Raw genomic sequence first — 16,166 nt, 5'->3', positions numbered from 1 at the left:
CCCCGATTGCCATGGAAGACGGCCTGCGCTTCGCCATCCGCGAAGGCGGCCGCACCGTCGGCGCCGGCGTCGTCTCCAAAATCATCGACTGATCCTAAAGGCTCCGGGCTTCGGCCCGGGGCAAGGGTTCGACGAGGGGGGCCGGAATGATCTGGCCCTCCTCCTATCAACTCCAACGCCGTGAAAGGCCAGACTGATGCAAAGTCAAAACATTCGCATTCGGCTGAAGGCATTCGATTACCGTGTGCTGGATGCCAGCACGCAGGAAATCGTCAACACCGCCAAACGGACGGGTGCCGACGTGCGGGGCCCGATCCCGCTGCCGAACAAGATCGAAAAATTCACCGTTCTGCGTGGTCCCCACGTGAACAAGAAATCGCGCGACCAGTTCGAGATCCGCACGCACAAGCGTCTGCTCGACATCGTCGACCCGACGCCGCAGACCGTGGACGCGCTGATGAAGCTCGACCTCGCCGCCGGCGTCGACGTGCAGATTTCGGTTTGAGGAGGGCAAGGTAATGTTGCGCTCTGGCGTTATCGCAAAGAAAGTCGGCATGACCCGGCTGTTCATGGAAGACGGCCGTCAGGTTCCTGTGACCGTCCTGCAACTGGACAAGCTTCAGGTTGTCGCACAACGCACCCCCGAGCAGCACGGCTATGCCGCTGTTCAGCTGGGCGCCGGTTCGGCCAAGGCCAAGCGGGTCAGCCAGGCCATGCGCGGGCATTTCTCGGCTGCCAAGGTCGAGCCCAAGCGCAAGGTCGCGGAATTCCGTGTCGCGCCTGAAAACATGATCGCCGTGGGCGAGGAAATCACTGCTGACCACTATTTCGAAGGTCAGTTCGTGGATGTCTCGGGCACCTCGATCGGTAAGGGCTTTGCCGGTGCCATGAAACGTCACAACTTCGGCGGTCTGCGGGCCAGCCACGGTGTGTCGATCAGCCACCGCTCGCACGGTTCGACCGGTCAGTGTCAGGACCCGGGCCGCGTGTTCAAGGGCAAGAAAATGGCCGGCCACATGGGCGCCGCCCGCGTGACCACGCAGAACCTCCAGGTCGTGCGCACCGACGCCGACCGGGGCCTGATCATGGTCAAGGGCGCCGTTCCGGGCTCCAAGGGGGGCTGGGTCACGATCAAGGACGCGGTGAAGAAACCCTTCCCCGAGAACGCGATCCTGCCCGCCGCGCTGAAATCGGCCGCTGACGAGGCCGCCAAAGCCGCCGAGGAAGCCGCCGCTCAGGCCGCTGCCGAGGAAGCCGCAGCAGCAGAAGCCGCCGCCGCCGAGCAGGCCGCCGAAGAGGCAGCCGCCGAGGCCGAGGCCGAGAAGAAGGACAGCGACGCATGAAACTCGATGTGATCAAACTGGACGGCGGGAAGGCCGGCTCGGTCGATCTGGGCGAAGACATCTTCGGCCTGGAGCCGCGTGCCGACATCCTGCACCGCGTGGTCCGCTGGCAGCGCAACAAGGCGCAGCAGGGCACCCATAAGGTCAAGACCCGGTCGGAAACCTCGTATTCCACCAAGAAGATTTACCGCCAGAAGGGCACCGGTGGCGCACGCCACGGCGACCGCAACGCGCCGATCTTCCGCAAGGGTGGCATCTACAAGGGCCCGACCCCGCGCAGCCATGCGCATGACCTGCCCAAGAAGGTGCGTCAGCTGGGCCTCAAGCATGCCCTCAGCGCCAAGGCCAAGGCCGGTGAGCTGGTCGTGATCGACTCGGCTGAATCGGACGGCAAGACCAAATCCCTGGCCAGGCAGGTCAAGGATCTGGGCTGGAAGCGCGCGCTGATCATCGACGGGGCCGAGGTGAATGCCGCATTCGCCAAGGCCGCGGCCAACATCGAGGGTCTCGATGTGCTGCCGTCGATGGGCGCAAACGTCTATGACATCCTCAAGCGTGACACGCTGGTGCTCACCAAGGCGGGTGTCGAAGCACTGGAGGCTCGTCTGAAATGAGCGCGAAACCCGAACACTACGACGTGATCCGCAAGCCGGTCATCACCGAGAAGGCCACCATGGCGTCGGAAAACGGCGCTGTCGTCTTCGAGGTGCACATGGACGCCAACAAACCCCAGATCAAAGAGGCCGTCGAGGCGCTCTTCGGGGTCAAGGTCAAGGCCGTGAACACCACGATCACCAAGGGCAAGCAGAAACGCTTCCGTGGCCAGCTTGGCCGCCGGAACGATGTGAAGAAAGCCTATGTGACCCTCGAAGAGGGCAACACGATCGACGTCAGCACCGGTCTCTGATCGGGGCGGTGCGCGAAGACCGCGCACCCTACGCAAAAAACGGGAACCCGGCTGTGAAAGCGGCCGGGTTTTCTTTTGCGGCTCCGGCGCGGCCCTGGCTGGCATGGAAACCTTGTATTTCTTGGCGTTCCCCCCTTGACCGGCTGCGCGCGCTCCACTAACAGACCCTATCGGCATGGCCCCGGATTCGTCCGGGGCTGCGTGTTTTTGTCGGATCGGTGGGCCCGCAGGGCGCACAGGACACCGGCAGCGCAGGGTGCGCAGTCACTGCGCACCGCTCCATCGGGGACCTTCGGGGCCCTATAAACCGGCCACCTTCGGGGGGCTTAAACATAGGCGGACACCCTGGCATTCAGGCCCCGCCGTTAGCAAACGGAAGACAGAAAGCATGGCACTCAAGTCGTATAAGCCGACGACGCCGGGCCAGCGCGGGCTGGTGCTGATCGACCGTTCGGAGCTGTGGAAAGGACGCCCCGTCAAATCCCTCACCGAGGGTCTGACGAAGTCGGGCGGCCGGAACAACACCGGGCGGATTACCTCGCGTCGTCGCGGGGGCGGGGCGAAACGCCTCTACCGGATCGTCGATTTCAAGCGCAACAAATTCGATGTGGCGGCCACCGTCGAGCGGATCGAGTATGACCCGAACCGGACCGCCTTCATCGCGCTGATCAAATATGAAGATGGTGAACAGGCCTATATCCTGGCGCCGCAGCGTCTGGCTGTGGGCGACAAGGTTCTGGCCGGCGCCAAGGTGGACATCAAGCCGGGCAACTGCATGCCGTTCTCGGGCATGCCGATCGGTACCATCGTTCACAACATCGAACTGAAGCCCGGCAAGGGCGGCCAGATCGCACGCGCCGCGGGCACCTATGCCCAGTTCGTCGGTCGTGACGGCGGCTATGCACAGATCCGCCTGAGCTCGGGCGAGCTGCGCATGGTGCGTCAGGAATGCAAGGCCACCGTCGGTGCCGTGTCGAACCCCGACAACAGCAACCAGAACTACGGCAAGGCCGGGCGCATGCGCCACAAGGGCATCCGTCCGTCGGTTCGCGGTGTCGTCATGAACCCGATCGACCACCCCCATGGTGGTGGTGAGGGCCGGACCTCGGGTGGTCGCCACCCGGTCACGCCCTGGGGCAAGCCCACCAAGGGCATGCGCACCCGCAACAAGAACAAGGCGTCGCAGAAGCTTATCCTGCGCTCGCGTCACGCCAAGAAGAAGGGCCGCTAAGACATGGCACGTTCTGTATGGAAGGGCCCGTTCGTTGATGCCTACGTCCTGAAAAAGGCCGAGGCAGCACGCGAAGGCGGCCGTAACGAAGTCATCAAGATCTGGTCGCGCCGTTCGACCATCCTGCCCCAGTTCGTGGGCCTGACGTTCGGCGTTTACAACGGTCACAAGCATGTGCCTGTGAACGTATCCGAGGACATGATCGGTCAGAAGTTCGGTGAATATTCGCCGACGCGTACCTACTATGGTCACGCCGCCGACAAGAAAGCGAAGCGGAAGTAAGTCATGGGCAAGGAAAAGAACCCCCGCCGCGTGGCAGACAACGAAGCAATGGCAAAACTGCGCATGCTTCGCACCAGCCCGCAGAAACTGAACCTCGTCGCGGCGATGATCCGTGGCAAGAAGGTCGACAAGGCTCTGAACGACCTGACCTTCAGCCAGAAGCGGATCGCCGAGGATGTGCGCAAGTGCCTCCAGTCGGCCATCGCCAACGCCGAGAACAACCACAACCTCGACGTTGACGAACTGATCGTGGCCGAGGCCTATGTCGGTAAGAACCTTGTGATGAAGCGCGGCCGCCCGCGTGCCCGTGGCCGGTTTGGCGCCCTGCGCAAGCCGTTCTCGGAACTGACCATCAAGGTGCGTCAAATTGAGGAGCAAGCCTAATGGGTAACAAAGTCAATCCGATTGGCATGCGCCTTCAGGTGAACCGTACCTGGGACAGCCGCTGGTATGCCGATACCAAGGATTACGGCGATCTTCTGCTGGAAGACGTCAAGATCCGCGAGTTCATCGAGAAAGAGTGCAAGCAGGCCGGCGTCAGCCGTGTGATCATCGAACGTCCGCACAAGAAGTGCCGCGTCACGATCCACACCGCCCGTCCGGGTGTGATCATCGGCAAGAAAGGCGCCGATATCGAAACCCTGCGCAAGAAACTGTCGGCCATGACCGACAGCGAACTGCACCTCAACATCGTCGAAGTCCGCAAGCCGGAACTGGACGCACCGCTGGTCGCCGAGTCGATCGCTCAGCAGCTGGAACGCCGCGTGTCGTTCCGCCGCGCGATGAAGCGGGCCGTGCAGAACGCGATGCGCATGGGGGCCCTCGGCATCCGTGTGAACGTGGCCGGTCGTCTGGGTGGCGCTGAAATCGCCCGGACCGAATGGTACCGCGAGGGCCGCGTGCCCCTGCATACCCTGCGCGCCGACATCGACTATGCCCACAAGGAAGCCGAAACGCCCTATGGCATCATCGGTATCAAGGTGTGGATCTTCAAGGGCGAGATCATGGAGCACGATCCCAGTGCCCGTGACCGCAAAGCCCAGGAGCTCCAGGATGGTCCCGCGCCCCGTGGCGCCGGCGGCCGTCGCTAAGGAGGACTGAACGATGCTTCAACCAAAGCGTACAAAGTTCCGCAAGCAGCACAAGGGCCGCATCAAGGGCCTGGCCAAAGGCGGGTCTGATCTGAACTTCGGGTCCTACGGCCTCAAGGCCACCCAGCCCGAGCGTGTGACCGCGCGCCAGATCGAAGCCGCCCGTCGTGCCATGACGCGTCACATGAAACGTCAGGGCCGCGTCTGGATCCGGATCTTCCCCGACACCCCCGTCACCGCGAAGCCGATCGAGGTTCGGATGGGTAAAGGTAAGGGTTCGGTCGACCGTTGGGCCTGCAAGGTCAAGCCCGGCCGTGTGATGTTCGAGATCGACGGCGTCAACGAGGAAATCGCCATGGAGGCCCTGCGCCTCGCCGCGATGAAGCTGCCGGTTAAGACCCGCGTCGTGGTTCGCGAAGACTGGTAAGCGGACGGGGGCGACCCCACGCCGGAAAAAGAAAACCCCCGGTGCGAAAGCGCCGGGGGTTTTGCCGTGTATGGGGCGGCCAAGCGGCGCGGCTCAGGTGATCTGAACGGCGACCTGCTGATGTTCGTGGTTGTAGCACAGGTAATCATACCCGACGCCCCGAGCGGCGATGAATTCCTGAAAGGCACGGAACTCGCCGTCTTCCCATCCGCTGTAATTGAAATACTCGTCGAACACGATCACCGTGCCCGGCACGATCCGGTCCGCCAGATGCTCGAAAATGCATTTGGCGGAACTGTACAGGTCGCTGTCCACATGCAGATAAGCCACGGGGTCGGGCGGCGCGGGCAGGGCGGCCAGAAATCCCGGCAGCGTGTCGGCGAACAGCCCCTTGTGCAATGTCACGTTGGCGGGAACTTCGGGCAGGGCGGGCAGGGCGAATATTGCCCGCGGGTACCCGTCGCGCCACGGCTCGGGCAGCCCGTCGAAGGAATCGAACCCGTGCACCTGCCAGTCGCGCCGCCCCGCGATATGGGCCGTGGTGCGCGCCTTGTAGACGCCAAATTCCAGAACCAGTCCGTTCAGGCGGACATGGTCGATGGCCACGTCATGCACGGCCTGCCAGGTATCGACCGACTGCACCCGGTACATGTGCTCACGTACATACCGCGCGGTGGATTGGGTCGCCTCCTGTTGCAGCGCCAGCCGGATATCGGAAATCGCCGATTGATACCGCGCGAAAAAGCGGGCTTTGCGCCGGGCGCGCAGGCGGGCGATCCAATGCGTCATGCGGCACCTCCGGGCCAGATTGCCCGCCGGGCCGGGCCGGCGGGGTTGGCGCACTCTATATCGCGCGCATCGCGCAGTTCAATCTCGCACGCGCCGCGCATCTGGGCTAAACCACCGCCATGGCACAGATTGATTCCCTCTTCGTGACCCGCCTTTACCGCGCAAAGCTGTCCGAGCATGGCCCCGCCATCGACCCGGCCGAGCTCGAAGCATCCTGTTATTCCATTGCCGAGGATGACGAGGCGGGCCAGGAATGGTGCGAAACCGAAGGCTATCCCGGCTACACGTCCTATGCGTCGCTGACCGATCTGCCCTGGCGCTTTCCGATCTTTTCCGATCTGGTGAAATCGCTCGACGCCCATGTCGCGGCTTTTGCAGAGGATCTGGAATTCGATCTCGACGGGCGCGACCTCAAACTCGAAGACCTGTGGATCAACATCCTGCCCGAGGGCGGCACGCATTCCTCGCACCTGCACCCGCATTCGGTGATCTCGGGCACCACCTATGTGTCCATGCCCGACGGTGCCTCGGCGCTGAAGCTGGAAGACCCCCGCTCGGCCCGGATGATGGCCGCGCCCGCGCGCAGGAAAACCGCCCGGCGCGAGTTGCAGACCTTCATCTACGAAGCCCCCTCCATGGGCGAGGTGCTGCTCTGGGAAAGCTGGCTGCGCCACGAGGTTCCGATGAACATGTCCGAAGACGACCGGATTTCAGTCAGCTTCAACTACGCCTGGGCGTGAGCGCCGCCAAAGCCACGATCATCGCATGACCGTTGTGAACGGGGCTGGCACACAGGTGTCGGACGCTACGGGTCTGCTGGCAAATGAACGTCGTTCCCAAGGCCGCAAGCGGCTTGGGCGCGTGGCCTTTTGCGCTGCGTCAAAGGAAAAATCACGCGGTTGGGGTTTAATTCAGCCATTCGATGAGTAGCTTTGAAGGCAGATTGAAAGGAGCGTTCGTCATGTCGAATGAAACCACACTGAAAAACCTGAACACCGCTTTGCAGATGGAATTGACCGCGGCGCACCAATACCAACTGCATGCCCATTTGCTGGACGATTGGGGGCTGGACAAGCTGGCCGCGCAGATGCGCGGGGAGTTCGAAGAGGAAAACGGCCATGCGGATCGTTTCCTCGCACGTATCTTCGCCCTGGACGGCGAGCCGGAGATGGGGTTCGCCGCGACGCCCAGGGTTTCCCAGTCGCTGCGCAACATGTTCGAAAGCGACCTGGCCGACGAAAAGGATGCGATCACGTTCTACACCCGCGCCGCGAAAGCCGCGTATGAGGCCGACGATCTGGCCTCCAAGGCCCTGTTCGAAAGCATCGCCATCGAGGAAGTGGGTCACAAGGAATGGCTGGAACTGCAACTGAGCCTGCTGGATCGTCTGGGCGAGGAACGCTATGCCTCGAAATACGTCTCGGCGGGTGAGGCCGAAGGAGAATAAGCGACCCGGCAAGATCAATCGGGATGCGGCGCCGCGCCTGCCGCGTGGCGCCGCCGGCCTGAACATCCGGGGCGCGCGCATCCATCGCGCATCGCGGGATTACGGCAAAATTCAGAACTAACCCTTGCCCTATCCCCCCGCCTCCCTTATAGAGCCGCAATCCACGTCACCCCGCGATGCGGGGGGATTCGTGTGTTTGTAATTCATCCACCAGGTCTCGGGTTACCCTGAACCATCCGTCAGGGGCCTGCTGGTGTTTTGAGAAAGGAACCGGCGATGAACGCCAGTGAACTGAGAAACAAGACCCCCGATCAGCTCCGCGAGGATCTGGTCGCCCTGAAGAAAGAGCAGTTCAACCTGCGCTTTCAGGCTGCCACCGGGCAGCTCGAGAACTCGGCACGCATGAAGCAGGCCCGCCGTGACGCTGCGCGTGTCAAAACGATTCTCAACGAAAAGGCCGCAGACGCGGCCACAGCAGAATAAGGGAGGCCTTGAGTTATGCCCAAACGTATCCTTCAAGGCACCGTGACCAGCGACGCCAACGACCAGACCGTGACCGTTTCGGTCGAACGCCGCTTCACGCACCCCGTTCTGAAGAAAACCATCCGTAAGTCCAAGAAGTACCGGGCTCACGATGAAAAGAACGCTTTCAAGGTCGGCGATTCCGTTCGCATCATCGAATGCGCGCCGAAATCGAAAACGAAACGCTGGGAGGTTCTGGAGGCGTAAGCCTGCAAACCTTCCGGTTTGAGCGAAACCCTGGGGAACAGGCAATAACGCCCCCCAAAGGTCGGGAGAAACCAAATGATCCAGATGCAGACCAATCTGGATGTTGCTGACAACTCCGGCGCGCGCCGGGTTCAGTGCATCAAGGTCCTGGGTGGCTCCAAGCGGAAATACGCGTCGGTGGGTGACATCATCGTCGTATCCGTGAAAGAGGCCATCCCGCGCGGTCGCGTGAAAAAAGGGGACGTCCGCAAGGCCGTCGTCGTGCGCACCGCCAAGGAAGTCCGCCGCGAAGATGGCACCGCCATCCGTTTTGACCGCAACGCGGCCGTCATTCTGAACAACAACAATGAACCCGTCGGCACCCGTATCTTCGGGCCGGTGGTGCGTGAACTGCGCGCCAAGAAGTTCATGAAAATCATCTCGCTCGCCCCGGAGGTGCTGTAGGATGGCTGCTAAACTGAAAAAAGGCGACAAGGTCGTCGTGCTGGCCGGCAAGGACAAGGGCAAGGAAGGCACCATCGCCTCCGTCAGCCCGAAGACCGGCAAGGCCGTGGTCGATGGCATCAACATGGCCATCCGTCACACCAAGCAAAGCCAGCAGAGCCAGGGCGGCCGCATTCCGCAGCCCATGCCGATCGATCTCAGCAACCTGGCGATCCTCGACAAGAACGGCAAACCCACCCGTGTCGGCTTCAGGACCGAAGGCGACAAGAAAGTGCGTTTCGCCAAGACCACGGGGGACGTGATCGATGCTTGATAGTGCAAACTACACCCCGCGCCTGCGCACGCAGTTCCGCGAAACGATCCGCGCCGCTCTGAAAGAAGAGTTCGGCTACAGCAACGACATGCAGATCCCGCGCCTGGACAAGATCGTCCTGAACATCGGCTGCGGCGCCGAGGCGGTGAAGGATTCCAAAAAGGCCAAGTCGGCCCAGGAAGACCTGACCATGATCGCCGGCCAGAAGGCCCTGGTGACCAACGCCAAGAACTCGATCGCCGGGTTCCGTGTCCGCGAAGGCATGCCGATGGGCGCCAAGGTCACCCTGCGCGGTGACCGCATGTACGATTTCCTGGATCGTCTGATCACGATCGCAATGCCCCGCATCCGCGACTTCCGCGGCGTGTCGGGCAAATCCTTCGATGGCCGCGGCAACTATGCCATGGGCCTCAAGGAGCACATCGTGTTCCCCGAGATCGAATTCGACAAGGTCGATGAAGTCTGGGGCATGGACATCGTTATCGCCACCACGGCGAAGACCGACGCTGAAGCCAAGGCGCTGTTGAAGCATTTCAACATGCCCTTCAACAGCTGATCGCGGAAGGAAAGAGATATGGCTAAAAAAGCAATGATCGAACGCGAGAAGAAGCGTCAGCGCCTGGTCGAGAAATACGCCGCCAAGCGGGCCGCTCTCAAAGAGATCATCAGTGATGAAAGCAAGCCGATGGAAGAGCGTTTCCGCGCCTCCCTGAAGCTGGCGGAACTGCCGCGCAACAGCTCGGCAACCCGGCTGCACAACCGTTGCCAGCTGACGGGCCGTCCACACGCTTATTATCGTAAACTCAAAGTGTCGCGGATCGCCCTGCGCGAGCTTGGCTCGAACGGTCAGGCTCCCGGCATGGTGAAATCGAGCTGGTAAGGAGGACGCAAAATGAACGATCCTATCGGCGATATGCTCACCCGTATCCGCAACGCGGCTATGCGTGGCAAGTCCACCGTTTCCTCCCCGGCGTCCAAGCTGCGTTGCTGGGTTCTGGATGTGCTGGCTGACGAAGGCTACATTCGTGGCTACGAAAAGACGACCGACGCAAACGGTCATCCGGCCGTGGAAATCAGCCTGAAATACTTCGAAGGCGCCCCCGCCATTCGCGAGATGAAGCGGGTGTCCAAGCCCGGTCGTCGCGTCTATGCGAGCGTCAAGGACATCCCTTCGGTCCGTCAGGGCCTGGGCGTGTCGATTGTCTCCACCCCCAAGGGTGTGATGTCGGATGCAGCTGCGCGTGCCGCCAACGTCGGTGGTGAAGTGCTCTGCACCGTATTCTAAGGAGCTCGGACATGTCTCGTATCGGAAAACAACCCGTGGCTCTGCCCGATGGCGTCACCGCCAACCTCTCGGGCCAGACCATCGAAATCAAGGGGCCGAAAGCCACCAAAAGCTTCACGGCCACCGATGACGTCACCCTGACCGTCGAAGACGGCACCGTCACTGTCACGCCGCGCGGCAAATCCAAGCGCGCGCGCCAGCAGTGGGGCATGACCCGCACCGTGATCGCCAACATGGCGCATGGCGCCAAGGAAGTGTTCCGCAAGGAGCTGGAAATTCAGGGCGTCGGTTACCGGGCGCAGATGCAGGGCAACACCCTGAAGCTGAACCTTGGCCTCAGCCACGATGTCGATTTCGAAGTTCCGGAAGGTGTGACCGTCACCGCGCCCAAGCCCACCGAACTGGTGGTCGAAGGCCATGACAAGCAACTCGTTGGACAGGTCGCGGCCAATATCCGCGACTGGCGCCGCCCCGAGCCCTACAAGGGCAAGGGCATCCGCTACAAGGGCGAGTACATCTTCCAGAAGGAAGGCAAGAAGAAGTAAGGACGCGACAGATGGCAAACAGCAAAAGACAACTGTTTCAGAAACGCCGCATGCGCGTTCGGAACAAACTTCGCAAGGTCAACGTCGGGCGTCCGCGCCTGTCGGTTCACCGCTCCAGCAAGAACATCAGCGTTCAGCTGATCGACGATGTCAACGGCGTGACGCTGGCCTCGGCCTCGACCCTGGAAAAGGATCTGGGTCTGGTCGGCAAGAACAACGTCGAAGCCGCGACCAAGATCGGCGCGACCATCGCCGAGCGTGCCAAGAAGGCAGGCGTCACCGAGGCTCAGTTCGACCGTGGCGGTTTCCTGTTCCACGGCCGCATCAAGGCCCTGGCCGACGCCGCGCGTGAAGGCGGCCTGAAAATCTAAGCGCAGGCGCCCCGGACGGTGTTCGGGGCGCCTCGATGATCCGGGGGTGCGTCCGTGTGGCGTCGCTCACCAGGATTGACCAAGGAACAGGCGCCGCAGGGTGCCGCATTGAAAGGATGCCAAATGGCAAGAGATGACAACCGTCGTGGAGGTCGCGATCGCGACGAAGCGCCGGAATTCGCCGATCGCCTCGTCGCGATCAACCGTGTGTCGAAAACCGTCAAGGGCGGTAAGCGCTTTGGCTTCGCGGCGCTCGTGGTCGTAGGCGACCAGAAAGGCCGCGTCGGCTTTGGCAAGGGCAAGGCCAAAGAGGTGCCCGAGGCGATCCGCAAGGCCACCGAACAGGCCAAGCGCCAGATGATCCGCGTGCCCCTGCGCGAAGGCCGCACCCTGCACCACGATGGCTATGGCCGTCACGGCGCCGGCAAGGTGGTGATGCGCACGGCCCCGACCGGGACCGGGATCATCGCCGGTGGTCCGATGCGTGCCGTGTTCGAAATGCTGGGCGTTCAGGACGTCGTCGCCAAGTCGATCGGCTCGCAGAACCCCTATAACATGATCCGCGCAACGCTGAACGCGCTGCAATTCCAGGCCAGCCCCCGCATGGTGGCACAGCGCCGTGGCAAGAAGGTCGCCGACATCCTGAAAAAGGACGACGCACCTGCCAAGGAAGCAGCGGAAGCGTAAGGAGAGCGACCCATGGCAAAGACCATCGTAGTCAAGCAGATCGGCTCGCCGATCCGCCGCCCGGAAAAACAGCGCCAGACGCTGATCGGCCTGGGCCTGAACAAGATGCACAAGACCCGCGAACTCGAAGATACCCCTTCGGTGCGCGGCATGGTCAACAAGATCCCGCATCTGGTTCAGATCATCGAAGAAAAGGGCTGAGCCCGTTTTCTTTTAAAGAAAACGGTTCGGAAACTTTTACAGTTTCCGGCGCCGCGTTCAAAACGTCCCGGTCGGAAATGGCCGGGGCGTTTTCGTATTTTGCAGAAGGGCGGGCCGCCATAGGGGGAACCTGCTACGGAAAATTCAGACGCATGCACACTCCGGTTGCGAGGGCCAGTTGTACGGGTTGGACATCGCCGCTCCTGCCGGTGCGCCGGGCCTGGTCGGAAATGGCCGCGCGGGCAGGCCGGGTCCGCAGCCCGCACTTCGTCGCCTCTGCCCCCTTGCATCGCCCCCCAACACCCCGTATACGCCCGCGGGTGGCCTCACGCGCCACGATTCACAGATCAAGACATGCCGTGGTTGGCCCCATGACGCTTCGGGGGTCACATCCGGCTTCAGGAGAAGCGATATGAAACTCAACGAACTGCGCGACAATCCCGGCGCGACCAAGCGCAAGAAACGCGTTGGCCGTGGCCCCGGCTCGGGCATGGGCAAAACCGCAGGCCGCGGTATCAAGGGTCAGAAATCCCGTTCGGGTGTGGCCATCAAGGGCTTTGAAGGCGGGCAGATGCCGATCTACCAGCGCCTCCCCAAGCGCGGCTTCACCAAACCCAACCGCAAGAAATTCGCCGTGGTGAACCTGGGCCTGATCCAGAAATTCGTCGACGACGGCAAGCTGGACGCCAAGAAGGCGATCACCGAGGACGCGCTGGTCGAAAGCGGCCTGGTGCGCCGCAAGCTGGACGGTGTGCGCGTTCTGGCCAAGGGCGAAATCAGCGCCAAGCTGACGCTCGAAGTCACCGGCGCGTCGAAATCGGCCGTCGAAGCTGTCGAAAAGGCGGGTGGCTCTCTGACGGTCACAACCGCGCAGGCGGCTGAATAAGAGGTTGTGAGCGGCCAGCGTGCCGCTTACATACCCTTAAGTTTTCCCGAAAACGCCGCCTGGGCCGGAAAACGGCTTGTGGCGGCGTTGTCACTTGAAAGAGACCGCGCATGGTATCTGCAGCAGAACAAATGGCCGCCAACACCAGCTGGTCGGCGCTTGGCAAGGCCACTGATCTTCGCAAACGCATCTTCTTCACCCTGGCGCTCCTGATCGTCTACCGTCTTGGCACCTATATCCCGGTGCCGGGCATCGACGGCGCGGAGCTGCGTGAATTCATGGAAGGCGCGGCCGCGTCGATCGGCGGGATGCTGTCGATGTTCACCGGTGGTGCCCTCGGCCGCATGGGCATCTTCGCGCTCGGGATCATGCCCTATATCTCGGCCTCGATCATCGTGCAGCTTCTGGCGGCCATGGTGCCCGCGCTGGAGCAGCTCAAGAAAGAGGGCGAACAGGGCCGCAAGAAGATCAACCAGTACACCCGCTACGGCACGGTGGGGCTGGCGACGCTGCAATCCTACGGCCTGGCCGTCAGCCTGCAATCGGGCGATCTGGTCACCAACCCCGGTTTCTTCTTCATCGCAAGCTGCATGATCACCCTCGTGGGCGGCACGATGTTCCTGATGTGGCTGGGCGAGCAGATCACCGCGCGCGGCGTGGGCAACGGCATTTCGCTGATCATCTTCGTCGGCATCATCGCCGAGGTGCCCGCCGCCCTCGCACAGTTCTTCAGCCAGGGCCGTTCGGGCGCGATCAGCCCGGCGGTGATCGTCGGCGTCATCGTCATGGTCGTCGCCGTGATCGCCTTCGTGGTGTTCATGGAACGCTCGCTGCGCAAGATCCACATCCAGTACCCCCGCCGCCAGGTCGGCATGAAGGTCTATGACGGCGGCTCCTCGCACCTGCCGGTCAAGGTGAACCCCGCGGGCGTGATCCCGGCCATCTTCGCCAGTTCGCTTCTGCTGCTGCCGACCACGATCAGCACCTTCTCGGGCAACCAGACCAGCCCGGTCATGTCCACGATCATGGCCTATTTCGGCCCCGGACAGCCGCTGTACCTGCTGTTCTTCACCCTGATGATCGTGTTCTTCGCGTATTTCTATACCTATAACGTCGCCTTCAAGACCGATGAGGTGGCCGACAACCTGAAGAACCAGAACGGTTTCGTTCCCGGCGTGCGGCCGGGCAAGAAAACCGCCGAATATCTCGACTATGTCGTGACGCGCATTCTGGTTCTCGGCTCGGCCTATCTCGCGCTGGTCTGCCTGCTGCCGGAAATTCTGCGCAGTCAGTTCGCCATCCCCTTCTATTTCGGCGGCACATCTGTTCTGATCGTGGTCTCGGTGACGATGGACACGATTCAGCAGGTCCAAAGCCACCTGCTGGCCCATCAATACGAAGGGCTGATCGAGAAATCGCAGCTGAGCGGCAAGGGCAAAGGCAAGAAGCGCGCTCGCAGGAAAGGGACAGGCCGCAAATGAATATCATCCTTCTTGGACCGCCGGGCGCCGGCAAGGGAACTCAGGCTCACATCCTCGTCGAAGGCCGTGACATGATCCAGCTTTCGACCGGCGACATGCTGCGCGAAGCCAAGGACAGCGGCACCGAGATGGGCAACAGGGTGGCCGAGGTCATGGCCCGCGGCGAACTCGTCACCGACGAGATCGTGATCGGCCTGATCCGCGAAAAGCTGCAAGGCGACAAGAAGGGCGGTTTCATCTTCGACGGGTTCCCGCGCACGCTGCCGCAGGCCGATGCGCTGGCCGCGTTGCTGGAGGAACAGGGCGAAACCCTCGATGCCGTGATCGAGATGCAGGTGGATGACGAGGCCCTGGTCAGCCGCATCACCGCGCGCTCGACCTGCGCCAATTGCGGTGAGGTCTATAACGACATCACCAAGCCGATCCCGGCGGACGGCAAATGCGTCAAATGCGGCGGCACCGAATTCAAGCGCCGCGCCGACGACAACGAGGAAAGCCTCAAACAACGGCTGATGGAATACTACAAGAAGACCTCGCCGCTGATCGGATATTACTACGCCAGGGGCCAGCTCAGCACCATCGACGGCCTGGGCGAGATCGACGAGGTCAAGGCCGCAATCGCGGGCGCGCTGGACAAATGAGGGCAGGGGGGTTGACGCCCCCCGAAATTGCCCCTAACCAGCACCATCCCACGCGGAATCGATTCTGACGTGGGGCTGGCCCTGTCAGGGCCGATCACCTGAATTCAGCTGCGGCCCGATGCATCCTGCCTCGGGCTTACGTTGTGAAAAAAGGTTCTGGAACTACGGAACCGCAACGAAAGGACATGACACGTGGCACGTATCGCCGGCGTTAACCTCCCGACTTCCAAGCGGGTGCCTATCGCCCTCACCTACATCACCGGTATCGGCCATTCTTCGGCCAAAGCCATCTGCGAAGCAACCGGCATCGACCAGACCCGCCGCATCAACGAGCTTTCGGATGCCGAAGCTCTGGCGCTGCGCGAACATATCGACGCCAACTACACCGTCGAAGGCGACCTGCGCCGTGAAACGCAGATGAACATCAAGCGCCTGATGGACCTCGGTTGCTACCGCGGCCTGCGTCACCGCCGCAACCTGCCGGTTCGCGGTCAGCGCACGCACACCAATGCCCGCACCCGCAAGGGCCCGGCGAAACCCATCGCCGGCAAGAAGAAGTAAGGGAGGGCTGAACCAATGGCACGTGATACCCGTCGCACCAAGAAAAAGGTTTCCAAGAACATCGCCACCGGCGTTGCTCATGTGAACTCTTCGTTCAACAACACCAAGATCCTGATCTCGGACGTCCAGGGCAACGCGATCTCGTGGTCGTCGGCTGGCACCATGGGCTTCAAGGGCTCGCGCAAGTCGACCCCCTATGCCGCCCAGATGGCCGCCGAGGATGCGGGCCGCAAGGCTCAGGAACACGGCATGAAGACCCTCGAGGTCGAAGTTCAGGGCCCCGGTTCGGGCCGTGAATCGGCGCTGCGCGCGCTGGCTGCCGTGGGCTTCAACATCACGTCGATCCGTGACGTGACGCCGATCGCTCACAACGGCTGCCGCCCGCCGAAACGCCGCCGGGTCTAAGTAATTTCAATGGGTGGGGCTGCGCCTTTGTCGCGGCCCCACTCCGTCATTTGAACCTCGGGCGTCCCGTGCTTTTGGACATGGAGCCGGGACAGGAATG

The 16,166-nt window shown here is 62.1% G+C and carries 29 protein-coding genes; 28 read left to right on the top strand and 1 reads right to left on the bottom strand.

Annotated features, from left to right (window positions below):
* From BUB53_RS23365 to rplP, 10 genes are all read left to right on the top strand, one after another.
* The coding region (locus BUB53_RS23365; protein WP_200797770.1) for an EF-Tu C-terminal domain-related protein at positions 1-92 on the top strand (92 nt) is incomplete at its 5' end.
* 104 nt (positions 93-196) lie between these two features.
* On the top strand, positions 197-505 hold the full coding sequence (gene rpsJ, locus BUB53_RS05595) for a 30S ribosomal protein S10 (protein WP_057795293.1): 309 nt from the start codon (positions 197-199) through the stop codon (positions 503-505).
* A 13-nt stretch (positions 506-518) separates the two neighbouring features.
* On the top strand, positions 519-1,343 hold the full coding sequence (rplC, locus tag BUB53_RS05590; RefSeq protein WP_073033635.1) for a 50S ribosomal protein L3: 825 nt from the start codon (positions 519-521) through the stop codon (positions 1,341-1,343).
* Entirely contained in the window at positions 1,340-1,957 is a 618-nt protein-coding gene (rplD, locus tag BUB53_RS05585; RefSeq protein WP_073033634.1) for a 50S ribosomal protein L4, read from the top strand. The genes rplC and rplD overlap by 4 nt, the downstream gene beginning before the upstream one ends.
* Positions 1,954-2,250, top strand: coding sequence for a 50S ribosomal protein L23 (locus tag BUB53_RS05580; protein WP_073033633.1), 297 nt, complete (start codon positions 1,954-1,956; stop codon positions 2,248-2,250). Before rplD ends, BUB53_RS05580 begins: the two co-directional genes overlap by 4 nt.
* A 388-nt stretch (positions 2,251-2,638) precedes the next feature.
* Positions 2,639-3,481 (top strand): 50S ribosomal protein L2, encoded by an 843-nt coding sequence (gene rplB, locus BUB53_RS05575; protein WP_073033632.1) that lies wholly within the window; start codon positions 2,639-2,641, stop codon positions 3,479-3,481.
* 3 nt (positions 3,482-3,484) lie between these two features.
* Positions 3,485-3,763, top strand: a complete 279-nt coding sequence (rpsS, locus tag BUB53_RS05570; protein WP_073033631.1) for a 30S ribosomal protein S19 — start codon at positions 3,485-3,487, stop codon at positions 3,761-3,763.
* A 3-nt stretch (positions 3,764-3,766) separates the two neighbouring features.
* Positions 3,767-4,147, top strand: coding sequence for a 50S ribosomal protein L22 (gene rplV / locus BUB53_RS05565; RefSeq protein ID WP_073033630.1), 381 nt, complete (start codon positions 3,767-3,769; stop codon positions 4,145-4,147).
* Positions 4,147-4,854, top strand: a complete 708-nt coding sequence (rpsC, locus tag BUB53_RS05560) for a 30S ribosomal protein S3 (protein ID WP_073033629.1) — start codon at positions 4,147-4,149, stop codon at positions 4,852-4,854. The genes rplV and rpsC overlap by 1 nt, the downstream gene beginning before the upstream one ends.
* A gap of 13 nt (positions 4,855-4,867) precedes the next feature.
* Entirely contained in the window at positions 4,868-5,281 is a 414-nt protein-coding gene (rplP, locus tag BUB53_RS05555; RefSeq protein ID WP_073033628.1) for a 50S ribosomal protein L16, read from the top strand.
* 93 nt (positions 5,282-5,374) lie between these two features.
* On the opposite strand, the gene BUB53_RS05550 is transcribed toward rplP, so the two are convergent.
* Entirely contained in the window at positions 5,375-6,070 is a 696-nt protein-coding gene (locus tag BUB53_RS05550) for a TylF/MycF/NovP-related O-methyltransferase (RefSeq protein WP_073033627.1), read from the bottom strand.
* Between the two features lie 119 nt (positions 6,071-6,189).
* Here BUB53_RS05550 and BUB53_RS05545 point away from each other — a divergent pair, with 119 nt between their 5' ends.
* From BUB53_RS05545 to rpsK, 18 genes are all read left to right on the top strand, one after another.
* Positions 6,190-6,810: a 2OG-Fe(II) oxygenase family protein gene (locus BUB53_RS05545; RefSeq protein ID WP_073033626.1), complete on the top strand. Its 621-nt coding sequence runs from the start codon at positions 6,190-6,192 to the stop codon at positions 6,808-6,810.
* A gap of 221 nt (positions 6,811-7,031) precedes the next feature.
* The gene (locus BUB53_RS05540; RefSeq protein ID WP_073033625.1) at positions 7,032-7,517 is read left to right on the top strand and encodes a bacterioferritin; all 486 of its coding nucleotides are present in this window, start codon (positions 7,032-7,034) and stop codon (positions 7,515-7,517) included.
* Positions 7,518-7,793: 276 nt separating this feature from the next.
* The gene (rpmC, locus tag BUB53_RS05535; protein WP_073033623.1) at positions 7,794-8,000 is read left to right on the top strand and encodes a 50S ribosomal protein L29; all 207 of its coding nucleotides are present in this window, start codon (positions 7,794-7,796) and stop codon (positions 7,998-8,000) included.
* Between the two features lie 15 nt (positions 8,001-8,015).
* Complete coding sequence (gene rpsQ, locus BUB53_RS05530) at positions 8,016-8,246, top strand: 30S ribosomal protein S17 (RefSeq protein WP_073033613.1); 231 nt, start codon at positions 8,016-8,018, stop codon at positions 8,244-8,246.
* Between the two features lie 75 nt (positions 8,247-8,321).
* Positions 8,322-8,690, top strand: a complete 369-nt coding sequence (gene rplN / locus BUB53_RS05525; protein WP_073033610.1) for a 50S ribosomal protein L14 — start codon at positions 8,322-8,324, stop codon at positions 8,688-8,690.
* 1 nt (position 8,691) lies between these two features.
* A complete protein-coding gene (gene rplX / locus BUB53_RS05520) occupies positions 8,692-9,003 on the top strand; it encodes a 50S ribosomal protein L24 (RefSeq protein WP_073033608.1) in 312 nt (103 codons plus the stop codon).
* The gene (rplE, locus tag BUB53_RS05515) at positions 8,996-9,559 is read left to right on the top strand and encodes a 50S ribosomal protein L5 (protein WP_073033606.1); all 564 of its coding nucleotides are present in this window, start codon (positions 8,996-8,998) and stop codon (positions 9,557-9,559) included. The genes rplX and rplE overlap by 8 nt, the downstream gene beginning before the upstream one ends.
* An 18-nt stretch (positions 9,560-9,577) precedes the next feature.
* Positions 9,578-9,883, top strand: a complete 306-nt coding sequence (gene rpsN / locus BUB53_RS05510) for a 30S ribosomal protein S14 (protein ID WP_073033604.1) — start codon at positions 9,578-9,580, stop codon at positions 9,881-9,883.
* 12 nt (positions 9,884-9,895) lie between these two features.
* Positions 9,896-10,288, top strand: coding sequence for a 30S ribosomal protein S8 (gene rpsH, locus BUB53_RS05505; protein WP_073033602.1), 393 nt, complete (start codon positions 9,896-9,898; stop codon positions 10,286-10,288).
* Between the two features lie 11 nt (positions 10,289-10,299).
* The gene (gene rplF, locus BUB53_RS05500) at positions 10,300-10,833 is read left to right on the top strand and encodes a 50S ribosomal protein L6 (protein WP_073033600.1); all 534 of its coding nucleotides are present in this window, start codon (positions 10,300-10,302) and stop codon (positions 10,831-10,833) included.
* 11 nt (positions 10,834-10,844) lie between these two features.
* Positions 10,845-11,204 (top strand): 50S ribosomal protein L18, encoded by a 360-nt coding sequence (gene rplR, locus BUB53_RS05495; protein ID WP_073033598.1) that lies wholly within the window; start codon positions 10,845-10,847, stop codon positions 11,202-11,204.
* 123 nt (positions 11,205-11,327) lie between these two features.
* Complete coding sequence (gene rpsE, locus BUB53_RS05490) at positions 11,328-11,891, top strand: 30S ribosomal protein S5 (protein WP_073033596.1); 564 nt, start codon at positions 11,328-11,330, stop codon at positions 11,889-11,891.
* A 12-nt stretch (positions 11,892-11,903) separates the two neighbouring features.
* Complete coding sequence (rpmD, locus tag BUB53_RS05485; RefSeq protein WP_073033593.1) at positions 11,904-12,092, top strand: 50S ribosomal protein L30; 189 nt, start codon at positions 11,904-11,906, stop codon at positions 12,090-12,092.
* 412 nt (positions 12,093-12,504) lie between these two features.
* Positions 12,505-12,978 carry a 50S ribosomal protein L15 gene (gene rplO / locus BUB53_RS05480; protein ID WP_073033591.1) on the top strand — a complete coding sequence of 158 codons (474 nt, stop codon included), beginning with the start codon at positions 12,505-12,507 and terminating at the stop codon, positions 12,976-12,978.
* 110 nt (positions 12,979-13,088) lie between these two features.
* A complete protein-coding gene (secY, locus tag BUB53_RS05475; protein ID WP_073033589.1) occupies positions 13,089-14,459 on the top strand; it encodes a preprotein translocase subunit SecY in 1,371 nt (456 codons plus the stop codon).
* On the top strand, positions 14,456-15,100 hold the full coding sequence (locus tag BUB53_RS05470) for an adenylate kinase (protein WP_073033587.1): 645 nt from the start codon (positions 14,456-14,458) through the stop codon (positions 15,098-15,100). Before secY ends, BUB53_RS05470 begins: the two co-directional genes overlap by 4 nt.
* A 192-nt stretch (positions 15,101-15,292) precedes the next feature.
* Entirely contained in the window at positions 15,293-15,661 is a 369-nt protein-coding gene (gene rpsM / locus BUB53_RS05465) for a 30S ribosomal protein S13 (protein WP_073033585.1), read from the top strand.
* A 15-nt stretch (positions 15,662-15,676) separates the two neighbouring features.
* Entirely contained in the window at positions 15,677-16,066 is a 390-nt protein-coding gene (rpsK, locus tag BUB53_RS05460) for a 30S ribosomal protein S11 (RefSeq protein ID WP_073033583.1), read from the top strand.
* Positions 16,067-16,166: the final 100 nt, after the last annotated feature.

The sequence above is a fragment of the Roseovarius pacificus genome (assembly GCF_900142665.1).
GTDB classification, from domain to species: Bacteria; Pseudomonadota; Alphaproteobacteria; order Rhodobacterales; family Rhodobacteraceae; genus Roseovarius; species Roseovarius pacificus.
This window is presented reverse-complemented; position numbering and strand designations above follow the sequence as displayed.